14 protein-coding genes and 1 tRNA gene are annotated in these 19,357 nt (G+C 53.6%); 14 read left to right on the forward strand and 1 reads right to left on the reverse strand.

Annotation, left to right across the window (positions count from 1 at the left end):
• Positions 1-437 precede the first annotated feature (437 nt).
• A complete protein-coding gene (locus tag ACCW76_RS07910) occupies positions 438-1,490 on the forward strand; it encodes a PDDEXK nuclease domain-containing protein (protein ID WP_436338230.1) in 1,053 nt (350 codons plus the stop codon).
• Positions 1,491-1,600: 110 nt separating this feature from the next.
• Here the strand turns inward: ACCW76_RS07910 and ACCW76_RS07915 are convergent.
• A tRNA-Asn gene (locus tag ACCW76_RS07915) sits at positions 1,601-1,676 on the reverse strand.
• A gap of 507 nt (positions 1,677-2,183) precedes the next feature.
• Here ACCW76_RS07915 and ACCW76_RS07920 point away from each other — a divergent pair.
• The 13 genes from ACCW76_RS07920 (at position 2,184) to ACCW76_RS07980 (ending at position 19,344) form a co-directional block, all read left to right on the forward strand.
• Complete coding sequence (locus ACCW76_RS07920; RefSeq protein ID WP_436338231.1) at positions 2,184-3,107, forward strand: sugar ABC transporter substrate-binding protein; 924 nt, start codon at positions 2,184-2,186, stop codon at positions 3,105-3,107.
• Positions 3,108-3,139: 32 nt separating this feature from the next.
• Positions 3,140-4,624 (forward strand): sugar ABC transporter ATP-binding protein, encoded by a 1,485-nt coding sequence (locus tag ACCW76_RS07925; protein WP_034824628.1) that lies wholly within the window; start codon positions 3,140-3,142, stop codon positions 4,622-4,624.
• Positions 4,625-4,638: 14 nt separating this feature from the next.
• Positions 4,639-5,670, forward strand: a complete 1,032-nt coding sequence (locus tag ACCW76_RS07930; protein WP_038646197.1) for an ABC transporter permease — start codon at positions 4,639-4,641, stop codon at positions 5,668-5,670.
• A 675-nt stretch (positions 5,671-6,345) separates the two neighbouring features.
• Positions 6,346-7,263 (forward strand): nitrogen assimilation transcriptional regulator NAC, encoded by a 918-nt coding sequence (nac, locus tag ACCW76_RS07935; protein WP_034824624.1) that lies wholly within the window; start codon positions 6,346-6,348, stop codon positions 7,261-7,263.
• A 187-nt stretch (positions 7,264-7,450) separates the two neighbouring features.
• A complete protein-coding gene (cbl, locus tag ACCW76_RS07940; RefSeq protein ID WP_045832269.1) occupies positions 7,451-8,410 on the forward strand; it encodes an HTH-type transcriptional regulator Cbl in 960 nt (319 codons plus the stop codon).
• A 264-nt stretch (positions 8,411-8,674) separates the two neighbouring features.
• Positions 8,675-10,132: an NAD-dependent succinate-semialdehyde dehydrogenase gene (locus ACCW76_RS07945; RefSeq protein WP_160868087.1), complete on the forward strand. Its 1,458-nt coding sequence runs from the start codon at positions 8,675-8,677 to the stop codon at positions 10,130-10,132.
• Positions 10,133-10,555: 423 nt separating this feature from the next.
• Entirely contained in the window at positions 10,556-12,025 is a 1,470-nt protein-coding gene (locus tag ACCW76_RS07950) for an aldehyde dehydrogenase family protein (RefSeq protein WP_045832268.1), read from the forward strand.
• A gap of 32 nt (positions 12,026-12,057) precedes the next feature.
• Positions 12,058-12,726, forward strand: coding sequence for a haloacid dehalogenase type II (locus tag ACCW76_RS07955; protein WP_038646202.1), 669 nt, complete (start codon positions 12,058-12,060; stop codon positions 12,724-12,726).
• A gap of 14 nt (positions 12,727-12,740) precedes the next feature.
• Entirely contained in the window at positions 12,741-14,018 is a 1,278-nt protein-coding gene (locus ACCW76_RS07960; protein ID WP_436338233.1) for an NAD(P)/FAD-dependent oxidoreductase, read from the forward strand.
• A gap of 228 nt (positions 14,019-14,246) precedes the next feature.
• The gene (locus ACCW76_RS07965) at positions 14,247-15,851 is read left to right on the forward strand and encodes an ABC transporter substrate-binding protein (protein WP_436338235.1); all 1,605 of its coding nucleotides are present in this window, start codon (positions 14,247-14,249) and stop codon (positions 15,849-15,851) included.
• 27 nt (positions 15,852-15,878) lie between these two features.
• Positions 15,879-16,832 (forward strand): ABC transporter permease, encoded by a 954-nt coding sequence (locus tag ACCW76_RS07970; protein ID WP_038646208.1) that lies wholly within the window; start codon positions 15,879-15,881, stop codon positions 16,830-16,832.
• Positions 16,832-17,683, forward strand: a complete 852-nt coding sequence (locus ACCW76_RS07975) for an ABC transporter permease (RefSeq protein WP_045815180.1) — start codon at positions 16,832-16,834, stop codon at positions 17,681-17,683. The genes ACCW76_RS07970 and ACCW76_RS07975 overlap by 1 nt, the downstream gene beginning before the upstream one ends.
• Complete coding sequence (locus ACCW76_RS07980; RefSeq protein ID WP_436338237.1) at positions 17,680-19,344, forward strand: ABC transporter ATP-binding protein; 1,665 nt, start codon at positions 17,680-17,682, stop codon at positions 19,342-19,344. Before ACCW76_RS07975 ends, ACCW76_RS07980 begins: the two co-directional genes overlap by 4 nt.
• The last annotated feature ends 13 nt before the right edge of the window (positions 19,345-19,357 follow it).

The raw sequence follows: 19,357 nt of genomic DNA on the forward strand, positions 1-19,357 counted from the left end.
TTACAAAATAAATCAATTTTTATTTAATTTTAATTCTTGAAATTCATTTCATTTTTTGACGGTATTATGAGTTTGAGTATTGTTAATTTATGTGGTGTTGGCGTGACATGTTAAGGTTTTTTGTCAACCATTAAAGGTTAATATTTTTATAAATTAGTTAATGATTTATTAGTAAGTGGCAAAGTGTGGTATAGCCTTGCTATGTAGCGGTAAGTATTTCTCGTAACCCAGTCAGGTATATTTAAAATTTTTCACTTATCAGTTCCAAATATTAATAAGGAAATTAATTTATGCGCTGTATAATTGATTTTCGGCACAATTTCAGCAAGATAGTTCGCTACAAGAAAAGCTCAGAAAGCGAAAACGCTGCCTGTTGCAAAATCTGCTCACTAGCTAATTGCTGGTTTAGGTAGTGAAACTTAAAACGGAGATAACGAATGACCCCAGAGCATCCGGCTTCACTGACCCCAATGCCCAGCGATTACGCTAACTGGTTAACTGACCTGAAAGGGCGTATTCACAGAGCCCAGCAGCGTGCTTCGTTGGCGGTTAACCAAGAACTAGTTGGGTTATATTGGCAGATAGGTCGAGACATCCTGACTCGTCAGGCTGATCAAGGCTGGGGGGCCAAGGTCATTGAACGGCTGGCGCATGATTTGCGCACAGCCTTTCCCGAAATGAAGGGATTCTCACCGCGTAACCTCAAGTATATGCGCGCTTTTGCCGAAGCCTGGCCCGAAGCGGAATTTGTGCAAGCGGTGCTTGCACAATTACCCTGGTACCATCAGCTAGCCCTGCTGGACAAACTTAACAGCCAGGAGGAACGCCGCTGGTATGCCGCCAGAGCCATCGAACATAACTGGTCGCGTAACATATTGGTGATGCAAATCGAAACCGGTTTGCTGCAACGTAGCGGTAGCGCAGTAACTAACTTCGATCTCAGTCTGCCTCAGGCGCAGTCTGACCTGGCGCGTGAGTCATTGAAAGATCCTTACCGTTTCGATTTCCTCGGGCTAACTGAGGAAGCACAGGAACTTGAAGTGGAAAACGCGTTGGTAAAGCATGTGACCGAGTTTCTGCTGGAGTTGGGCGCAGGCTTTGCCTTTGTCGGGCGTCAGGTGCTGCTAGACGTAGGCGGTGACGAGTTCTTTATCGATCTGCTGTTCTATCATCTCAAACTGCGTTGCTATGTGGTAATCGAACTTAAAGGCGGTAAGTTCAAACCTGAGCATCTTGGGCAATTGGGATTCTACCTGACAGCGGTGGATCGACAGGTGAAAAACGAACAGGACAACCCGACTATTGGTCTTTTGCTCTGTAAGAGTAAAAACAAAGTGGTTGCCGAATATGCCTTAGGAGATAAGTCCCAGCCAATGGGTATTGCTGAATACAAGTTAGTTGAATCGCTGCCAGTGGAATTGCAAACCAGTTTACCCAGTATAGAACAGCTGGAGCAGGAGCTGGCAGGGGGAGATTTCCCTGCTCATTAGACATCCGTACTTTTTCACCAGTTAAAAGGGTTGCCTCGTATCCGTAACTAGCGAGCTTTTTTGAAAACAAAAAGCCCGCTCAGGTTTCCCTGAGCGGGCTTCTCTAAATATGGCTCCTCTGACTGGACTCGAACCAGTGACATACGGATTAACAGTCCGCCGTTCTACCGACTGAACTACAGAGGAATCGTGTGAACGAGGCGCATATTAGCGATGCCGATCCCTGTTGTCAAAGCCCTATCGCACACTTCTGGTTTAAGTGCGCGTAAAAGCAGCGGAATGCTGTTTTTCTGCCTTGAACGTTCAGATTTCAAACTGCCAGCAAGATCTCACTTTAAGCGCATTTCCTTTGAGATGTTAGATGCATGTCAAAGTTTTGTTATTTGCCGATTTTAAAACAATCATTTCAGTGCTTTTATGATGAAAATTTCAAATGCTGATCAGATGAAACAAATGAACTGCTTATCATCACGGGTGAAATCAGTTTTGAAGTCTGAAACAGCATTTTGAAAATAACCTTTTGATAAGTAGATAGTTGCAGGAAAGAGCAGTACCGAAACGATAGCGTTAGACCAGAAGCCTTACCTCTACAACCAGATAAATAACGCCAGTGCCGTTGAGTGAATGTAAAAAATATTTTTCATTCGTCGTATCAGCCCAACTGAGCATGTTAACGAATAAGAAGGGTTACCTATGAAATTCAAAAAAGCGTTAGTGACTTCCCTGTTAGCTTGCATGTTACCTGCCGCTGTTATGGCAAAAGACCTTCAGGTGGGCGTCTCTATGGCGCTGTTTGACGATAACTTCCTGACCATTCTGCGTACCGCGATGCAGAAAGAGATGACCAAAGATGGTGTTCAAGGTCAGGTCGAGGATGCGAAAGGCGACGTTTCCCAGCAGCTGCAACAAATTCAGAACTTCATCGGTCAGGGCGTTGACGCCATCATCGTTAACCCGGTGGATACCAATGCGGTTAAACCGCTGATGGATGCGGCTTCTAAAGCAGGTGTGCCACTGATCTTCGTTAACCGCAAACCGGCAGGTGAATTGACCGACAAAATGGCTTACGTCGGCTCTGACTCCGAGCTGGCGGGCCGTCTGCAAATGGAAGCGCTGGCAAAAGCGATGAACGGTAAAGGCAACGTCGCCATTTTGATGGGCGATCTGGCTAACGAATCCACCCGCGACCGCACCAAAGGTGTTGAAGCGGTAGTGGCTAAATACCCGGGCATCAAAGTGGTTCAGAAACAGACCGCGAAATTCACCCGTAACGACGCGGTCGACGTCGTGAGCAACTGGATGACCGCAGGCGATGACATTCAGGCGATTGCGTCTAACAACGATGAAATGGCGATCGGTGCGCTGCAGGCGCTGGGTAAAAACCCGAACCACATCCTGATTGCGGGCGTGGATGGTACGCCGGATGCATTGCAGATGCTGAAAAACGGCAAGATGGTCGCCACTGTATTCCAGGATGCTAAAGGTCAGGGTGAAGGCGCCGTACAGACTGCTGTGAAACTGGCGAAAGGCGAGAAAGTGGAGAAGGTGATTAACATCCCTTACCAGCTGATCACCAAAGACAACATGGCGCAGTTCGAATCTCGTAACCAGAAATAATCGTTCCCGACTCAGCCGTACGGAGGTGATGTATGACCGCTTTTGCGCTTGAAGCCGAAGGCATCAGCAAGTTCTTCCCCGGAGTGAAGGCACTCGACAATGTCTCACTACGCATTAAACCGGGGTCGGTACATGCCCTGATGGGTGAAAATGGCGCGGGCAAATCCACTTTAATGAAATGCCTTATCGGGATGTATCGTCCCGATAAGGGCACCATTCGCATTAAAGGGGAGCCGGTGCAGTTTCAGGACACCATGGATGCGCTGCGTTCTGGCATTTCCATGATCCACCAGGAACTGAATCTGGTGCCTTACATGACTGTGGCTGAGAACATCTGGCTCGGTCGCGAACCGATGAAGTACGGCTTTGTTGACCACGCGTTGCTGAACAAGCAAACGCAGGAATTACTCAACAAACTTAATATCCGTTTAAAAGCCGATCGTATGGTTGGCGAGCTGAGTATCGCGGCTCAGCAGATGGTGGAAATTGCCAAAGCGGTGTCGTGGAACTCCGACATTGTGATTATGGACGAACCGACCTCGGCACTGACGGAAACCGAAGTGGCGCATCTGTTCACCATTATCCGCGACCTGCGTGCACAGGGTAAAGCCATCATCTATATCAGCCACAAGATGGATGAAATCTTTACCATCACCGATGAGATCAGCATCTTCCGTGACGGAACATGGGTGGGCAGCAATAGCACCTCTGAATTTACTCGTCAGTCATTAATTACCCAGATGGTGGGCCGTGAACTGACGCAGCTGTTCCCGAAATTCAATGGTGAGATCGGGGAAGAAGTGCTGACGGTGCGCAACCTCACCTGTAAAGACCGTTTCACCGATATCAACTTCACGGTACGCAAGGGTGAAATCCTCGGCGTTGCCGGCCTGGTCGGGGCGGGGCGCAGTGAGGTAATGGAAAGTTTGTTCGGTATGGAAAGCTTCGACAGCGGCGAAGTGCTGATCGATGGCGTACCGGTCAAAATTGATTCGCCTTCCACGGCGATAGAGAAGGGCATGGCGTTCCTGACCGAGGACCGTAAAAAGTCCGGCTTATTCCTGGTGTTGTCGGTGATGGAGAACATGAGCATCGTCAACATGCCGGATTATGTCAGTAAAGCCGGTTTCGTTAGCCACATGAAGATGGCGCAGGACTGCATGGAGCAGATCCGCAAGCTCAATATTAAAACGCCGACCATGGATCAGATCATCAACAACCTCAGTGGCGGTAATCAGCAGAAGGTGTTGATTGCGCGCTGGCTGCTGGCGCAACCGAAGATTCTGATCCTCGATGAACCGACGCGCGGTATTGACGTCGGGGCAAAAGCCGAGATTTACCGCTTAATCAGCGAACTGGCGAACCGTGGCGTGGCCATCATTATGGTCTCGTCTGAGTTGCCGGAAATTCTGGGCATGAGCGACCGCGTGATGGTTATGCACGGCGGACGTATAACTGGCATCCTCGATAAAGAAGAGGCCAATCAGGAAACCATTTTGTCGTTGGCATCCGAGTGAGGCGCGAGACATCTATGAGCAACGTAAAAATTACGGCCCCGCAGGCCGCGGAATCGACATCCTTCTTTGGCAATCTGCGCCATAAGCTGCCAAAAGATACCGGCATCTTTGTGGTGATGTTAGGTATTGCCCTAATCTTTGAAATTGCAGGCTGGTACGTACGTGACCAATCTTTCCTGCTCAACACCAACCGTCTGGTTTTAATTGTGTTACAGGTGGCGATCATCGGCATTATCGCGGTGGGCGTGACGCAAGTCATCATCACCACGGGGATTGACCTGTCGTCTGGTTCGGTGATTGCACTGACCGCGGTGGTGGCGGCCAGCCTGGCACAAACCTCTGACAGCCTGACACCGATGTATCCTTCTCTGGTTAACCTGCCCGCAGTCATTCCGATTGTGGCGGGGATCGGCGTAGGTCTGCTGTGCGGGGTAATGAACGGTTTCCTGATTACCAAAACCGGTATCCCGCCATTTATCGCGACACTGGGCATGATGGTGTCAGCGCGTGGTCTGGCGCAGTACTACACGCAAGGTAACCCGATTAGCTTCCTGTCAGATGGTTTTACCTCCATCGGCCAGGGTGCAATGCCGGTGATTATCTTCCTGGTGGTGGCCTTCCTGTTCCATATCGCCCTGAAGCATACGCGTTACGGTAAGTATGTGTATGCCATTGGCGGCAACATGACCTCGGCCAAAGTGTCAGGGATTAACGTTAATAAATACCTGATCATCGTCTATACCATTGCCGGTGCGCTCTCTGGTCTGGCGGGTGTGGTGCTGGCGGCGCGTGTGAGCAGCGGCCAGTCAAGTATGGGTATGGCATACGAGCTGGATGCGATTGCCGCAGCCGTTATCGGCGGTAGCAGCCTGATGGGTGGCGTGGGCCGTATTACCGGCACGCTGATTGGTGCGGTGATTCTGGGTCTGATTAAGAGTGGATTCACCTTCGTCGGTGTGGATGCTTACGTGCAGGACATCATTAAAGGCATCATTATTGTTGCCGCAGTCTCCATCGATATGCATCGCAACCGCAAAAAACGCTGATACGCGTCGTCCTTCGCGCTGTAACTGCGTTGGCTACGCTTGTTCACCCCGGTCACATAGTGGCCTATGTTACCGGGGATGAACAATCTTGCCGCCTTGTTACAGCGCGAATGACTTAGCGTATCTGCTTTGAGTAGGGTGTAAAACAATACATTTTTGCATTCATCTCCATCCGCTATCTATATCCCCCTGGCTGAACGGTCTTTTCAGTTTTACACCGCGAATGAGTGAACATATCGCCTTGAGCGTGCTTAAATCAAAACTCCGCTTCTTGAGTCCTGTCACGCTTTAGCTGCCTTGCCTCACAATAAGTTTTCCCACTGGTTGATCCTGTTCCTTTCCCCGCGTTTGCTTTCGTTCTGACCGTTTTTGGTCACTTTCTGCGACTTCTGCACCACTACAACGCTTTGGGTCATCACTTTTTTGCACATCTGCCACGCAATTTACGCACCATGGTGGTGCATTCTGATTCGTTTTTAATCACTCTGCGTCATGCGCTCAGCTTATTAACTCTTAAGAGGTAATCAGAAAGGCTTATTTTCCGTGCCGTTAGGAATATTCTGGCACTGCTTTTTCACGCTTCGAATAAACCTGGCCTGCATATTGCAACTTCATGAACACAAGCCAGCAGGCTGAGACACCCAAACGGGTTATTCGGGGATTGACGGAGGCAATATGAATTTAAGACGACTGAAGTACTTTGTAAAAATCGTCGATATCGGCAGCCTGACTCAGGCAGCAGAAGTGCTGCACATCGCGCAGCCTGCGCTTAGCCAGCAAGTTGCGACGCTGGAAAACGAACTCGATCAGCAGTTGCTGATTCGCACCAAACGTGGCGTAACGCCAACCGAGGCGGGCAAAATTCTTTATGCTCATGCTCGTACTATTCTGCGCCAGTGCGAACAGGCGCAAACGGCCGTCATCAACGCGGGCCAGGCGTTAAATGGCCAGGTATCAATTGGTCTGGCACCGGGCACCGCCGCTTCTTCGCTGACGATGCCGCTGCTGCAAACGGTGCGTGAACAATTCCCGGATGTACTGGTGTATCTGCATGAGAACAGCGGCACCTCTTTAAATGAAAAAGTGATGAACGGTCAGTTGGATATGGCGGTGCTGTATGACCGTGCTCCGACAGCCGGCATTAACAGCATTCCATTAATGAAAGAAGAGTTGTATCTGGTTGGCGCGACCGCATGCCCGGGCGCTACCGTTGATCTCGCCGACGTGGCGCAGATGAATTTGTTCCTGCCGCGTGACTACAGCGCGGTGCGCAAGCGTGTTGATGAAGCTTTCTCTCTGCGTCGTCTGAGCGCAAAAATCATCGGTGAAATCGAGTCAATCTCAACCCTGACCGCCGCGGTTTCCAGCGGTATGGGAGTGACCGTTCTGCCGGAATCAGCGGCTCGCGCCCTGGTGAGTTCAACTCACGCGTGGATGGCTCGTATTAACAGCCCATCGCTGAATCTGCCGCTCTCGCTGAATATCTCTGCGCGCCTGCCACTGTCACCTTCCGCGCAGGCAGTGAAAAACATCCTGCTGTCACTGCTGAATAAGCCGATGACGGAAGAACGCGAGTTGATGTTGGTCGGTTAATCCCTTCTTCTTTACCCCAGCTATCTCCGGCTGGGGTAAACCCTTCACGGTTAAACACCCGCAAACGCGTCGGGATATCACCCCCCCTTATTACTATTCCGCATAACACACCGTTTTTTATTATTTCCTGCAATGACACCAACTTCATAACATGGACGAAACAGGGCAGGGAACAGGAGAAAAGGGTGTGAATTTCCAGCAACTTAAAATTATACGTGAAGCAGCACGTTGCGAATTCAACCTGACAGAAGTGGCGAACACGCTGTTTACCTCACAATCTGGGGTCAGCCGCCATATTCGCGATCTGGAAGATGAACTCGGCGTCGAGATTTTCATTCGTCGCGGCAAGCGATTGCTGGGCATGACGGAACCGGGCAAGGCGCTGTTAACCATTGCTGAACGCATTCTTGATGAAGCAGGCAAAGTACGTCGCCTGGCGGATGTGTTTACCAATGAAACCAGCGGCGTGCTGACGATTGCCACCACGCATACGCAGGCCCGCTATAGTCTGCCGCGTGTGATCAAAGCATTCCGACAGCTCTATCCTAATGTTCGTCTTGAACTCAATCAGGGTTCGCCGCAGGAAATTGTGGCCATGCTGCTGGCGGGTGAAGCTGATATTGGTATTGCCTCCGAGCAACTGGTGAACAACAGCAGCCTCGCGGCATTCCCGTGGTTTAGCTGGCACCACTCGTTATTGGTGCCACACGACCATGAACTGTTACAGCATCAGCCGATCACGCTGGCTAGCCTGAGTCGCCATCCATTGATCACCTATCGTCAGGGGATCACGGGTCGCTCGCGTGTTGACCGCGCGTTCCAGGCGGCGGGCCTTAAGCCGGACATTGTGCTCAGCGCGCAGGATTCTGACGTCGTGAAAACCTATGTTGAGCTGGGTCTCGGCGTCGGCATTCTGGCTGATCAGGCATGTGACATCTATGAGGGTGAAGATTTGGTGAAAATTGACACTCACCATCTGTTTGATGCCAACACCGTATGGCTGGGATTGAAGCGCGGCCAGTTGCAACGCAATTACGTCTGGCAGTTTCTGGAACTGTGTAATGCCAATCTGTCGCTGGAAGAGATTAAGCGTCAGGCGCTCTCCTATGAAACGGAGTCTGAACCCGCTATCGATTTCCAGATTTAAGCCACAGGTCGCCATGAAGGGTGACCCAACATTCCCCGTAGGGTGCGCATTCATGCGCACCTGGCCACAAACCGCACCGTAAACGACGACGCATTCATGCGCATCTTGCCACAAACCGCACCGTAATTGATGACGCATTCGGTGCAGCATAAAATTTCTTTTGTCGCCCTAAAACGCATCCCAGCCCAGTTTCCACCCCGTAGAAAAACATCCTGCACTGCTGCGCCACGTTACAGTGAAATGAACAGGATAAAGGGGATGAAAATGTCGCGGATTCAATTAAAAGATGCAGAACTGTTGCGCCAGCAGGCGCTGTTTGGTGGACGTTGGCAGGACGCCCACGCGGGCGCCACGCTGCCGGTCATCGATCCCTCTACTCAACAGCAGATTGCTACTATTCCGGCACTGGGTGCAGCCGAAACCGAGCAGGCGATAGATTATGCCGAGTCGGTGCGCGTTAGCTGGGGCAAAACCCCGAATGCATCGCGCGCCGCGCTGTTGGATAAGTGGCATCAGCTGATTCTCGATAATGCGGACGATCTGGCGATCATCATGACCGCCGAGCAGGGCAAGCCGCTGGCAGAAGCGAAAGGCGAGGTATTATACGGCGCCAGCTTTGTGAAGTGGTTCGCTGAAGAGGCGCGCCGCATCTATGGCGACACCATTCCGGCGCCCAGCGAAGACCGCCGCATTCTGGTTCTGAAACAGCCCGTTGGCGTGGCCGCCGCGATCACACCGTGGAATTTCCCGATTGCGATGATTACCCGCAAAGTGGCACCTGCGCTGGCCGCCGGTTGCCCGATCATAGTGAAACCTTCTGAGCTGACGCCGCTGTCGGCTCTGGCCCTGGCAGTGCTGGCAGAGCGGGCAGGTTTTCCCTCTGGCGTGCTCCAGGTGCTCACCGGATTGCCGACCGAGATCGGCAGCACACTGACCGCCAGCCGCACGGTACGCAAAATCTCCTTTACTGGATCCACACGCGTCGGCCAGTTGCTGATGCAACAAAGTGCCGACAGCATCAAACGCCTGAGCCTTGAACTGGGCGGCAATGCCCCTTTGATAGTGTTTGATGATGCCGATCTCGATGTCACCATTCCCGGTGTGATGGCGAGTAAATTCCGTAATGCCGGGCAGACTTGCGTCTGTGCCAACCGCATTTTGGTTCAACGCGGCATCTATGAGCGTTTCAGCGAGAAACTCCTTGAGGCAGTGGCAACCCTTAAAGTGGGGGATGGATTTGAACCCAGTAGCACGATTGGGCCACTGATTAACGATCGCGCTGTTGAGAAGGTGAACAGTCATATTGATGATGCGCTTAGCCAGGGCGCCACCTTACTGCGTGGCGGGATCAGTGCAGCGAATGGCACCTTTGTTGAGCCGACCGTGTTGGGTAATGTCACCAGCAGTATGCGTATTGCGCATGAAGAAACTTTCGGCCCGGTCGCACCGCTTTTTGTTTTCGACACGGAAGAGGAAGCGATACGCATGGCGAATGATACACCTTATGGATTGGGCGCTTATTTCTTTACGGAGAATATACGCCGAGCCTGGCGCGTGGCGGAATCATTAGAATTTGGCATGGTCGGTTTTAATACCGGTGCGATTTCATTAGATGCGGCCCCCTTTGGCGGAATTAAATTATCCGGATTAGGACGTGAAGGTTCGCGCTATGGAATTGAAGAGTATCTGGAGCAGAAAACGTTTCATATGGGCAGTTTATAAATGCAGCAATGCGTGTTAAATCGTACCGCTTCAAATAGGTAGCCGCGCAATTCATTGCGCATAATGACTTTCATCATCAATTTCATAATCAGCGCCGGCAGCCTCAGGTTCCTGGCGCTGTTTTATTTTGTGCGCGCCGTCATACTTTTCCGGCTCATCACCGTTTTAGTGCAAGTTTCGTGCGAGCTGCACCGTAGGGATGCACGAATTTTGTGAAGTAAATCATCTGTTTATTCCTTCGGCAATTCCGCAAATTTTCCCTCTCCAATACGGCAGAAAATTTTTCTGGGCTGTTTTTTACGCATTTTTATTTTTTACTGGGCTGGCATACTTTCTGCATTAGCTTATTAACGTGACAGATAAATGTAGTGCAGATCGTTAATTGGCGCACATGTGATGGGTGTAACAAATAAGGAATTTTCCATGTTAAGTTTCGACCCTGAAAAAGTTTCTCTCCCAATTGGCCATTATATTGGTGGCCAGCATGTCACCACCCAGGGCGCACGTTTCGCCGTAAAACGGCCGTCTGATGGCAAAGTCTATGCCGAGCTGAGCGAAGCCCAGGCCAGTGATGTTGATCGGGCTGTCACCCTGGCTCATGAAGCGCTAAAAACCAGTGGCTGGCGCAGCTGCCCACCACGGCAACGTGGCAAAGTGTTACGCCGCTGGGCGGATCTGATTGAAAGCGATCCGTTACTGGCTCAGCTCGAAGCGTTGGGGTCGACGCGGCCTATCAGCGATGTGGTACAGCATGAAATTCCGTTCACTGCAGAAGCTATCCGTTTCTACGCCGAGTGCGCAGACAAATACAGTGGCGATCTATTTCCGACGCAAGAAAGCAGCCTCGGCATGCTGATTTCGGAGCCGTACGGCGTGATTGGCGCGATTACACCGTGGAATTTCCCGTTGTCGATGGCGTCATGGAAATGCGGCCCAGCACTGGCAGCAGGTAATGCGGTGGTGCTGAAACCTTCGGAGCTGACACCTTTCTCTACGGTGCGCATGGCAGAACTGGCGGTGCAGGCCGGTTTACCGGCGGGCATTCTGAATATTGTGCAGGGCAGTGGCGCAGTGACCGGCAGCGCGCTGGTCACTCATCCGCTGGTGCGCAAAGTCTCGTTTACCGGTTCCACTGTGACGGGCGCTCGCATCATGAGTGACGCAGCACAGCATGGCATGAAGCCTGTCACGCTGGAGTTAGGGGGTAAAAGCCCACAGTTGGTGTTCGATGATGCGGGCGATATCGATGTGCTGGCACAGCGCATCCTGCGCGGCTTCACCGCCAACGGAGGACAGGCATGCGTCGCGGGTACTCGCCTAATTGTGCAACGTGGCATCGCTCAACCGCTGCTGGATCGCCTGGTGGCGCTGTGTCAGCAGCCGCAGCCAGGTGTCACCTGGCAAGACAGCAGCCGTTATGCGCCGCTGATCGATGAGCGCCAGGGCAACAAGGTGGCATCAGTGATTGCTGAAGCCAAAGCGCAGGGCGCGGAAGTGTTAGTGGGTGGTGAGCGTTTTGCCGACACCGATGGCGGGTGGTTCTGGCAACCGACCTTGCTGTGTGGTGTAGCGGCAGACAACCCAGCCGTACAGCAAGAGATTTTTGGCCCGGTGCTGACCGTGCAGGAGTTCGACAGCGAAGAGGAAGGTCTGGCGCTGGCCGCGCATGAGACTTACGGATTGTGTGCGGGCGTGCATACGCTGAGCCTGCCGCGCGCCATGCGAGCGATGCGTGCCATCGAATCTGGCACTGTATGGATCAACCGTTATGGCCGCTCCGGTGATTTTATTATTCCTACTGGAGGCTTTCTTGGCTCCGGTATTGGCAAGGATCTGGGACGTCAGGCATTTCAGGCCTGTCAGCGCCAGAAGAGTGTATTAATCGATTTTTAAATTCACGTATCAGACAACGACGAGGTCGCGTCATGGCACTGTTTAAACCGAAATTCATCACCTTTGATTGCTACGGCACCCTGATTAACTTTGACATGGCGGGAGCGGCTGAACGCTGCTTTAAGGATCGTGTATCCCCGCAGGAGATGCTCGCATTCACCACCGATTTCGCCATCTATCGCCGCGATGAAGTGCTGGGAGCGTGGAAGCCTTACTACGATGTGGTGAGCGATGCGCTGCAGCGCACCTGTAAGAAATGGGGCGTGCAGTGGAGCCAGGCAGACAGTGATTTTATCTACACCGATTGCGCCACCTGGGGACCGCACCCCGATGTGCCGGCTGGGCTGGCAAAAGTGGCAAAAGAGTTTCCGCTGGTGCTGCTCACCAACTCTATGAACGATTTGATTCCGCACCATGTGCCGCGTCTCGGTGCACCGATCCACATGACCATCACCGCGGAAGAAGTGGGTGCGTACAAGCCACAGATGAAAGGCTTCGAGTACATGCTGGACAAGCTGAATTGTGGTCCGGAAGAGATCCTGCACGTTTCGTCGAGCCTGCGCTATGACCTGATGACCTGCTACGACATGGGCATCAAAAACAAAGTGTGGGTCAATCGCGGTCACGATCCGGCCAACCCAGCGTATGAATACACCGAGATTAAAGACATCGGCGGTCTGCCCGCTGTGGTTGGACTCTAAGCCCGGAGGCGGCGATGAAACTCGAATCATTCTGGCAAGCCACCGCACCGGAATTTACCGGCGCAGCGAGCGGCGCACTGCCGACGGTTGCGGATGTGGTGGTGATTGGCGGCGGATTTACCGGCATCTCAACCGCGCTGAATCTCGCACGACAGGGTATCAACGTAGTGGTGCTGGAAAGTGGCAACGTGATGAGTCAGGCCTCCGCGCGTAACGGTGGGCACTGCAATACCGGCGTGTCGCAAAACTTTGCTTCGTTGGTGGCCAGCCAGGGGATCGAACAAGCCAGTCGCTTCTACCGTGCTTTTGACGACGCCGTGAGTTATGTCCAGCAACTGGCGCGGGAAGAGCAGATTGATTGTGATTTTCGCCTGTGCGGCAAGCTCAAGCTCGCCAGCAAAGCGTCGCATTTCCCCGGGCTGCGCAGCGCATGGCAACTGATGCGTGACACCGTTGACCCGGAAATCGAGTTGATCAGTAAAGATGAGATTCGCCGTGAAGTGGGTAGTGATGCCTTTCACGGTGGCTTACTGCAAAAACGCGGTGGCCAGATGCATATGGGCAAGTTCGGCATGGGTCTCGCCAATGCGGCGGCCCGCGCGGGAGCGAAGATCTTTCCGCATCACGCGGTGACCGGCTTGACACGTCTGGATGGCTACCGTCATCGCGTCACCACCGCCAGGGGCGAGATCATCGCGGAAAAAGTCATGATGGCCACCGGCGTATCGAATGAAGGGCCATTCCCGTGGTTCCAGCGCCGCATCGTGCCGGTAGGCAGCTTTATCGTGGTGACTGAACCGCTGGGTGATGCGTTGATTGAACAAGTGCTGCCCAAAGATCGCACCTACGTCACCTCGCTGAACATCGGCAACTACTTCCGCACCACTGCCGATCGTCGCCTGGTGTTTGGGGGGCGCGCACGTTTTGCCGTCAGCAATCCGACCTCGGATACGCGCAGCGGCGAAGTGTTGCGCGCCGCGATGACCGCGCTGTTCCCGCAGCTGGGCAAATCGCGCATCGATTACTGCTGGGGCGGCATGGTGGATATGACGTCCGATCGCCTGCCGCATGCGGGTGAGCACGATGGCGTGTTCTATTCACTGGGTTACAGCGGCCATGGCACACAGATGTCGGTGTGGATGGGGCGGGTGATGGCGGATTTACTGGCAGAAAAACGTAACGAAAACCCCTGGCAGCGCGATGCATGGCCTGCGCTGCCAGGTTACCACGGGAAACCCTGGTTTTTGCCTCTCGCGGGGCTGTATTACAAGGCTAAGGATCGGCTCTCCTGATAGTTAGTCTGGTGCGCATCAATGTGCACTCTACGCTGGGATTCTTCAGGTCGCTATTGATGCGCGCCAGAGGGTTCTCTCGAGGGGAGCGCATAAATGCACATCCTAAGGTGTCAATGATTTGGCATTCATGCGGGCGCTATCCGGTTTGGTCGGGGCCACATTAATGGCGATGTGATTGACGCTCGATTATCAAAACAAACAACTTTTCATATTGAGGGTGTGCAGATGAGTAAATTCGATAAAGAGTCTGACGCTGTAAATCCGGCCCTGACACGTATGTTGACTGAGGGATCTCTGTCACGTCGTGGCCTGATGAAGTTGTTGTCTGCTGGTGCAGTCATGAGCAGTGGCTTGATAGGTTTTCCGCAGATGAGCTTTGCGGCTGACACCCCGGTGAAAGGCGGCAAGATGCGTGCAGCCATGTCCAACGCCTCCGCTACCGATACACTCGATCCTGCCAAAGGTAATAACAGCGGTGACTACACCCGCCAGTTTATGGTTTACAGTGGCCTGACCGAACTCGACCAAAAGTTGGCGATTCAACCGGGGCTGGCGGAATCCGTGGAGTCTTCGGATGGTGTCACCTGGCACATTAAATTGCGCAAAGGGGTCACGTTCCACGACGGTAAACCCCTCACCGCGAAAGACGTCATTTACTCACTCAGCCGCCACAAAGATCCTGCTGTGGCTTCCAATGCCTTTAAGCTGGCCGATCAGTTCAAAACCTTCACGGCGGTGAACGATAACGAAGTCACACTGGAGCTGAGCAGCGCCAACTTTGATGTGCCTTATATGCTCGCCAGTGCCCCGTTCCTGATTGTGCAGGATGGCACCAAAGACTTCAGCAAAGGCATTGGCACGGGTCCGTTCAAATTGAAAGAGTTCACGCCGGGCGTACGCTCTGTTGGCGTGAAGAACCCGAACTACTACAAGCCCGGCCTGCCACATCTCGACGAAATCGAACTGCTGGGCGTCACTGACCAGGCGGCACGCGTCAATGCGCTAATGTCGGGTGACTTGCATATCGTATCGACTCTGAGCGCAGCCGACAGTAATCGTTTGAAAGCCACGCAAGACTTCGCGGTGCTGGAAAGTAAGGCGGGCATGTACACCAACCTGATCATCCGCACCGACATGAAGCCGGGTAGCAGTGAAGATTTCGTGCTGGCGATGAAGTATCTGCAGCCGCGCGAAATTGTGCTGAAAACCGTGTTACAGGGTTATGGCGATATCAGTAACGATACACCCGTGCCGCCGTGGCATCCGCTGTTTAACGCCGATCTCAAACCGCGTCCACTGGATGCCGAAAAAGCCAAATTCCACATCGAAAAAGCCGGCATGAAAGGGGCAACGGTGGAGATCATCACCACACCCAACATTGAAGGTGCGGTGGAAGGGGGCCAGTTAATCCAGCAAGTGGCACGTAACACCGGGCTGAACGTTAAGGTACGTCGCGTGCCGTATGACGGCTACTGGTCAACGCACTGGACCAAAGATCCGGTGGGCTATGGCTCGATCAACCCGCGTCCAACGTTGGATATGCTGTTCTCTCAGTTCTATATGTCGAGCGCGGCCAACAATGAATCTGGCTGGAAGAACGATCAGTTTGACCAGTTGGTCGTTGCCGCACGCGGTGAGCGCGATCAGGGCAAGCGCAAACAGATGTATGGCGATATGCAGAAGCTGATCTATGACCACTGCGGCACCATCATCCCCACCTTTATCAGTACCCTCGACGGGTACAGTAAAAAAGTGGGCGGCGTCGAAGCCTGGCCAAGCGGCATGATGATGGGTTACCGCTTCCATGAGTTCGCCTGGCTGAAAGCCTAATTCGTCATCCGTCAGAGGAGAACGCCGATGAATCGATACATGTTGTTTCTGATTGCCCGGCGCGCAGGTGCGGGCATCCTGACCTTGCTTATCGTCTCGGCGGTGGTGTTTTTTATCACCAGCCTGCTGCCTGGCGACGCCGCGCAGATGATCCTGGGGCAAAACGCCACGCCGGAAACGGTGGCGGCGTTACGCCAGCAGTTGGGGCTGGACCAGCCGTTGTTGATGCGTTACTTCAGCTGGCTTGGCGGAATGCTACACGGTGACTTTGGCACCTCGTTTGCCAGCCATCTGCCGGTGACGCAACTGGTGGGACAGCGTATTCCTGCCACGCTGGAACTGGCGGGTATCACCACGGTAATCTGCGTCCCGCTGGCGCTGGTGATCGGCATTCTGGCCGCCATGAATCGTGGTTCAGCACTGGATCGTTTTCTGGTGATCGCCACCATGGCGACGGTGGCGGTACCGGAGTTTCTGGTGGCCACCGTGGCGGTGTTGATCTTCGCGGTCAAACTGCATTGGGTCTCGGCGATGTCGTTTGGCAGCCCCGACATGGATCTCGTCAGTTATCTGAAAGCTTACGCACTGCCGGTGCTGACGTTGTGCTGCGTATTAGTGGCGCAGATGGCACGGATGACGCGTTCGGCGATCATTAATCAGCTCGACAGCCCGTATCTTGAGATGGCGTTGCTGAAAGGGGTCTCGCCGCTGCGTGCCGTGTTGCGTCATGCGCTGCCGAATGCGGTGGGACCGATTGCCAACGCCATTTCGCTCAGCCTGTCTTACCTGTTTGGTGGGGTGATCATTATTGAGTCGATCTTCAGCTACCCCGGTCTCGCCAGTGCGCTGGTGGATGCCGTGAGTAACCGCGATCTACCGGTGGTGCAGCTGTGCGTGATGATGTTCGCCGCCTGTTATCTGGTGCTGCTGCTGATTGCTGACATCCTGACTATCGCCTTTAACCCAAAATGGAGGAGCTGATGAATAGCTTGCTGCTTCCTGTACGAATTTTTCAGTCGCTGTCGATCTCCGGTCGCATTGGCCTGGCGATCTCTCTGTTTTGGGTACTGATGGCGCTGTTCGGCAATCAACTGGCGCCGCATAGCGTAGAGGATATCGGTGGTGGCCCGATGCTAGGAGGGATGACCGCTGACAACCTGCTGGGCACCGATTATCTCGGTCGCGACATCCTCAGCCGCATCTTATACGGTGCGAAATTCTCCATCGGTCTGGCGTTGACCGCTGCGCTGGGTGCCAGTTTAATCGGCACCTTGCTGGCGCTGTTGGCCGCTGTGGCCGGTCGCTGGCTCGAGGAGTTGCTGGGCCGCATTAACGATGCCATGTTGGTGCTGCCAGGCAAAGTGCTGTCGCTGATGATTGTGGCCGTGTTTGGTTCGTCGCTGCCGATGCTGATTCTGACTGCTGTCTTCACTTACTGGCCCGGTGCGTTCCGTATCGCGTTCGCCATGGCCAGCAGTTTGCGCAATATGGATTACGTCCGTGCTTCACGACTGCGTGGCGAAAGCCGCTGGTATGTGGCCATCCATGACATTCTGCCGAATATGGTGCATCCGATGCTCACCGATTTTGGCCTGCGTTTTGTCTATATCGTGCTGTTACTCAGCGGCTTGAGCTTCCTGGGCTTAGGCGTGCAACCACCTTATGCTGATTGGGGCACGCTGGTGCGTGAAAATCTGCAGGGCCTGTTTAACGGCTCACCTGCGGTATTGATGCCGGCAGTGGCGATTGCCAGTTTAACCATCGGCGCCAACCTGTTTATTGACAGCCTGCAGCAGATGCGTCCGCTGACGCTGGCGAAGGAGGGAGCATGAACGTGACACCCCATACAGCCATGCCCGTGATCTCCGTTGAAAACCTGCGTGTCACCGCCGAGACGGATAAGGGCGAAGAGATCGATCTGGTTTCAGATATCCGTTTTACCGTACAAAAAGGCGAAGTGCTGGCGCTGATCGGCGAATCCGGTTCGGGTAAAACCACCATCGCCATGGCGCTGATGGGTTATGCGCGCCACGGCTGTCGCATCGCCGAGGGCAACATTCATCTGGCGGGCACCGACGTACGTAGTCTGTCGCCCGGCCAGCTGCGCGAATTTCGCGGCAACAAAGTGGCCTACATCGCCCAAAGTGCGGCAGCTTCCTTCAACCCGGGGATGCGTATTCTCGACCAGGTTATCGAGCCGGTGGTGATCCATGGCACCATGAAACGCAAAGCCGCCAAAGAGAAGGCGATCACGCTGTTTCGCGAGCTGGCATTGCCGAATCCTGACACCATTGGCGACCGTTTCCCGCATCAGGTCTCTGGCGGACAGCTGCAACGTCTGATGACGGCCATGGCACTGATTGGCGATCCGGATGTGGTGATCCTCGACGAGCCGACCACGGCACTGGATGTCACCACTCAGGTTGAAGTACTGAAAGCGTTTCGCCGTGTGGTGGCACAGCGCGGTGTGACCGCGATTTATGTCAGCCACGATCTGGCGGTGGTAGCGCAGATGGCGGACCGAATTCTGGTGCTGCTGCGCGGAAAAATGGCGGAATATGGCACCACTGAGCGGTTGATTGGTGCGCCGCAGGCCGAATATACCCAACTGTTAATGGATGCTGCACGCCAGAAAGAGCGAGAAAGCAGCTGGACCTGCGCAGAGGCTGATGCGCAGCCGCTGATGGAGGTGCGCGATCTCAGTGCCGGATATGGCCCGCGTGATAGTGAGGGCAAACCGAAAACGCTGATTCTGGAAGATATCAATCTCAAGCTGTGGAAAGGGCAAGCGATTGGCATTATCGGCGAGTCGGGTTCGGGTAAAACCACGTTGGCACATGCGATTGCGGGGCTTAATGCCCCGAGTCACGGTCATATTCTGTTTAATGGTCACTACATCAATGGCGACATGCATAAACGCCCGGATAACGAACTGCGGCGGATCCAGTATGTGTTCCAGATGGCGGATACCGCGCTGAACCCGGCACACAGCGTGGAACGTATTCTGACTCGCCCGCTTGTGCTGTTCCACGGTCTGAAAGGGGCCGACCTTGAGCGTCGTTTGCATCAGTTACTGGACCTTGTCAAATTACCGCGCTCAGTGTTGTGGCGCCGCCCATGGGCGCTCTCCGGTGGGCAGAAGCAGCGTGTGAATCTGGCCCGTGCCCTTGCGGCGGAGCCGGATCTGATTCTGTGCGATGAAGTGACATCGGCATTAGATACGGTGGTCGCCGCCGCCGTACTGGATCTGATCAGCGAACTGCGTCGTGAGTTGGGGCTGTCGGTGCTGTTTATCAGTCATGATATGCATGCGGTCCGCGCCGTTTGCGATGATATCGTGGTGATGAAATCAGGCCGCATCGTCACGCAAATTTCACGTGCTGATTATGATAAGCCGACCAGTGAGCTGTACTTCGAGCGTCTTAAACGGGCGGTGCCGGAGCTGCGCCAGGGTTGGCTGGATGAGCACGAAGAAGTGCTTAAAGCAGAATAAACATCACGACATC

Origin of the sequence: Pantoea sp. C8B4 (assembly GCF_051336905.1) — a bacterium.
Classification (GTDB): domain Bacteria; phylum Pseudomonadota; class Gammaproteobacteria; order Enterobacterales; family Enterobacteriaceae; genus Pantoea; species Pantoea rwandensis_B.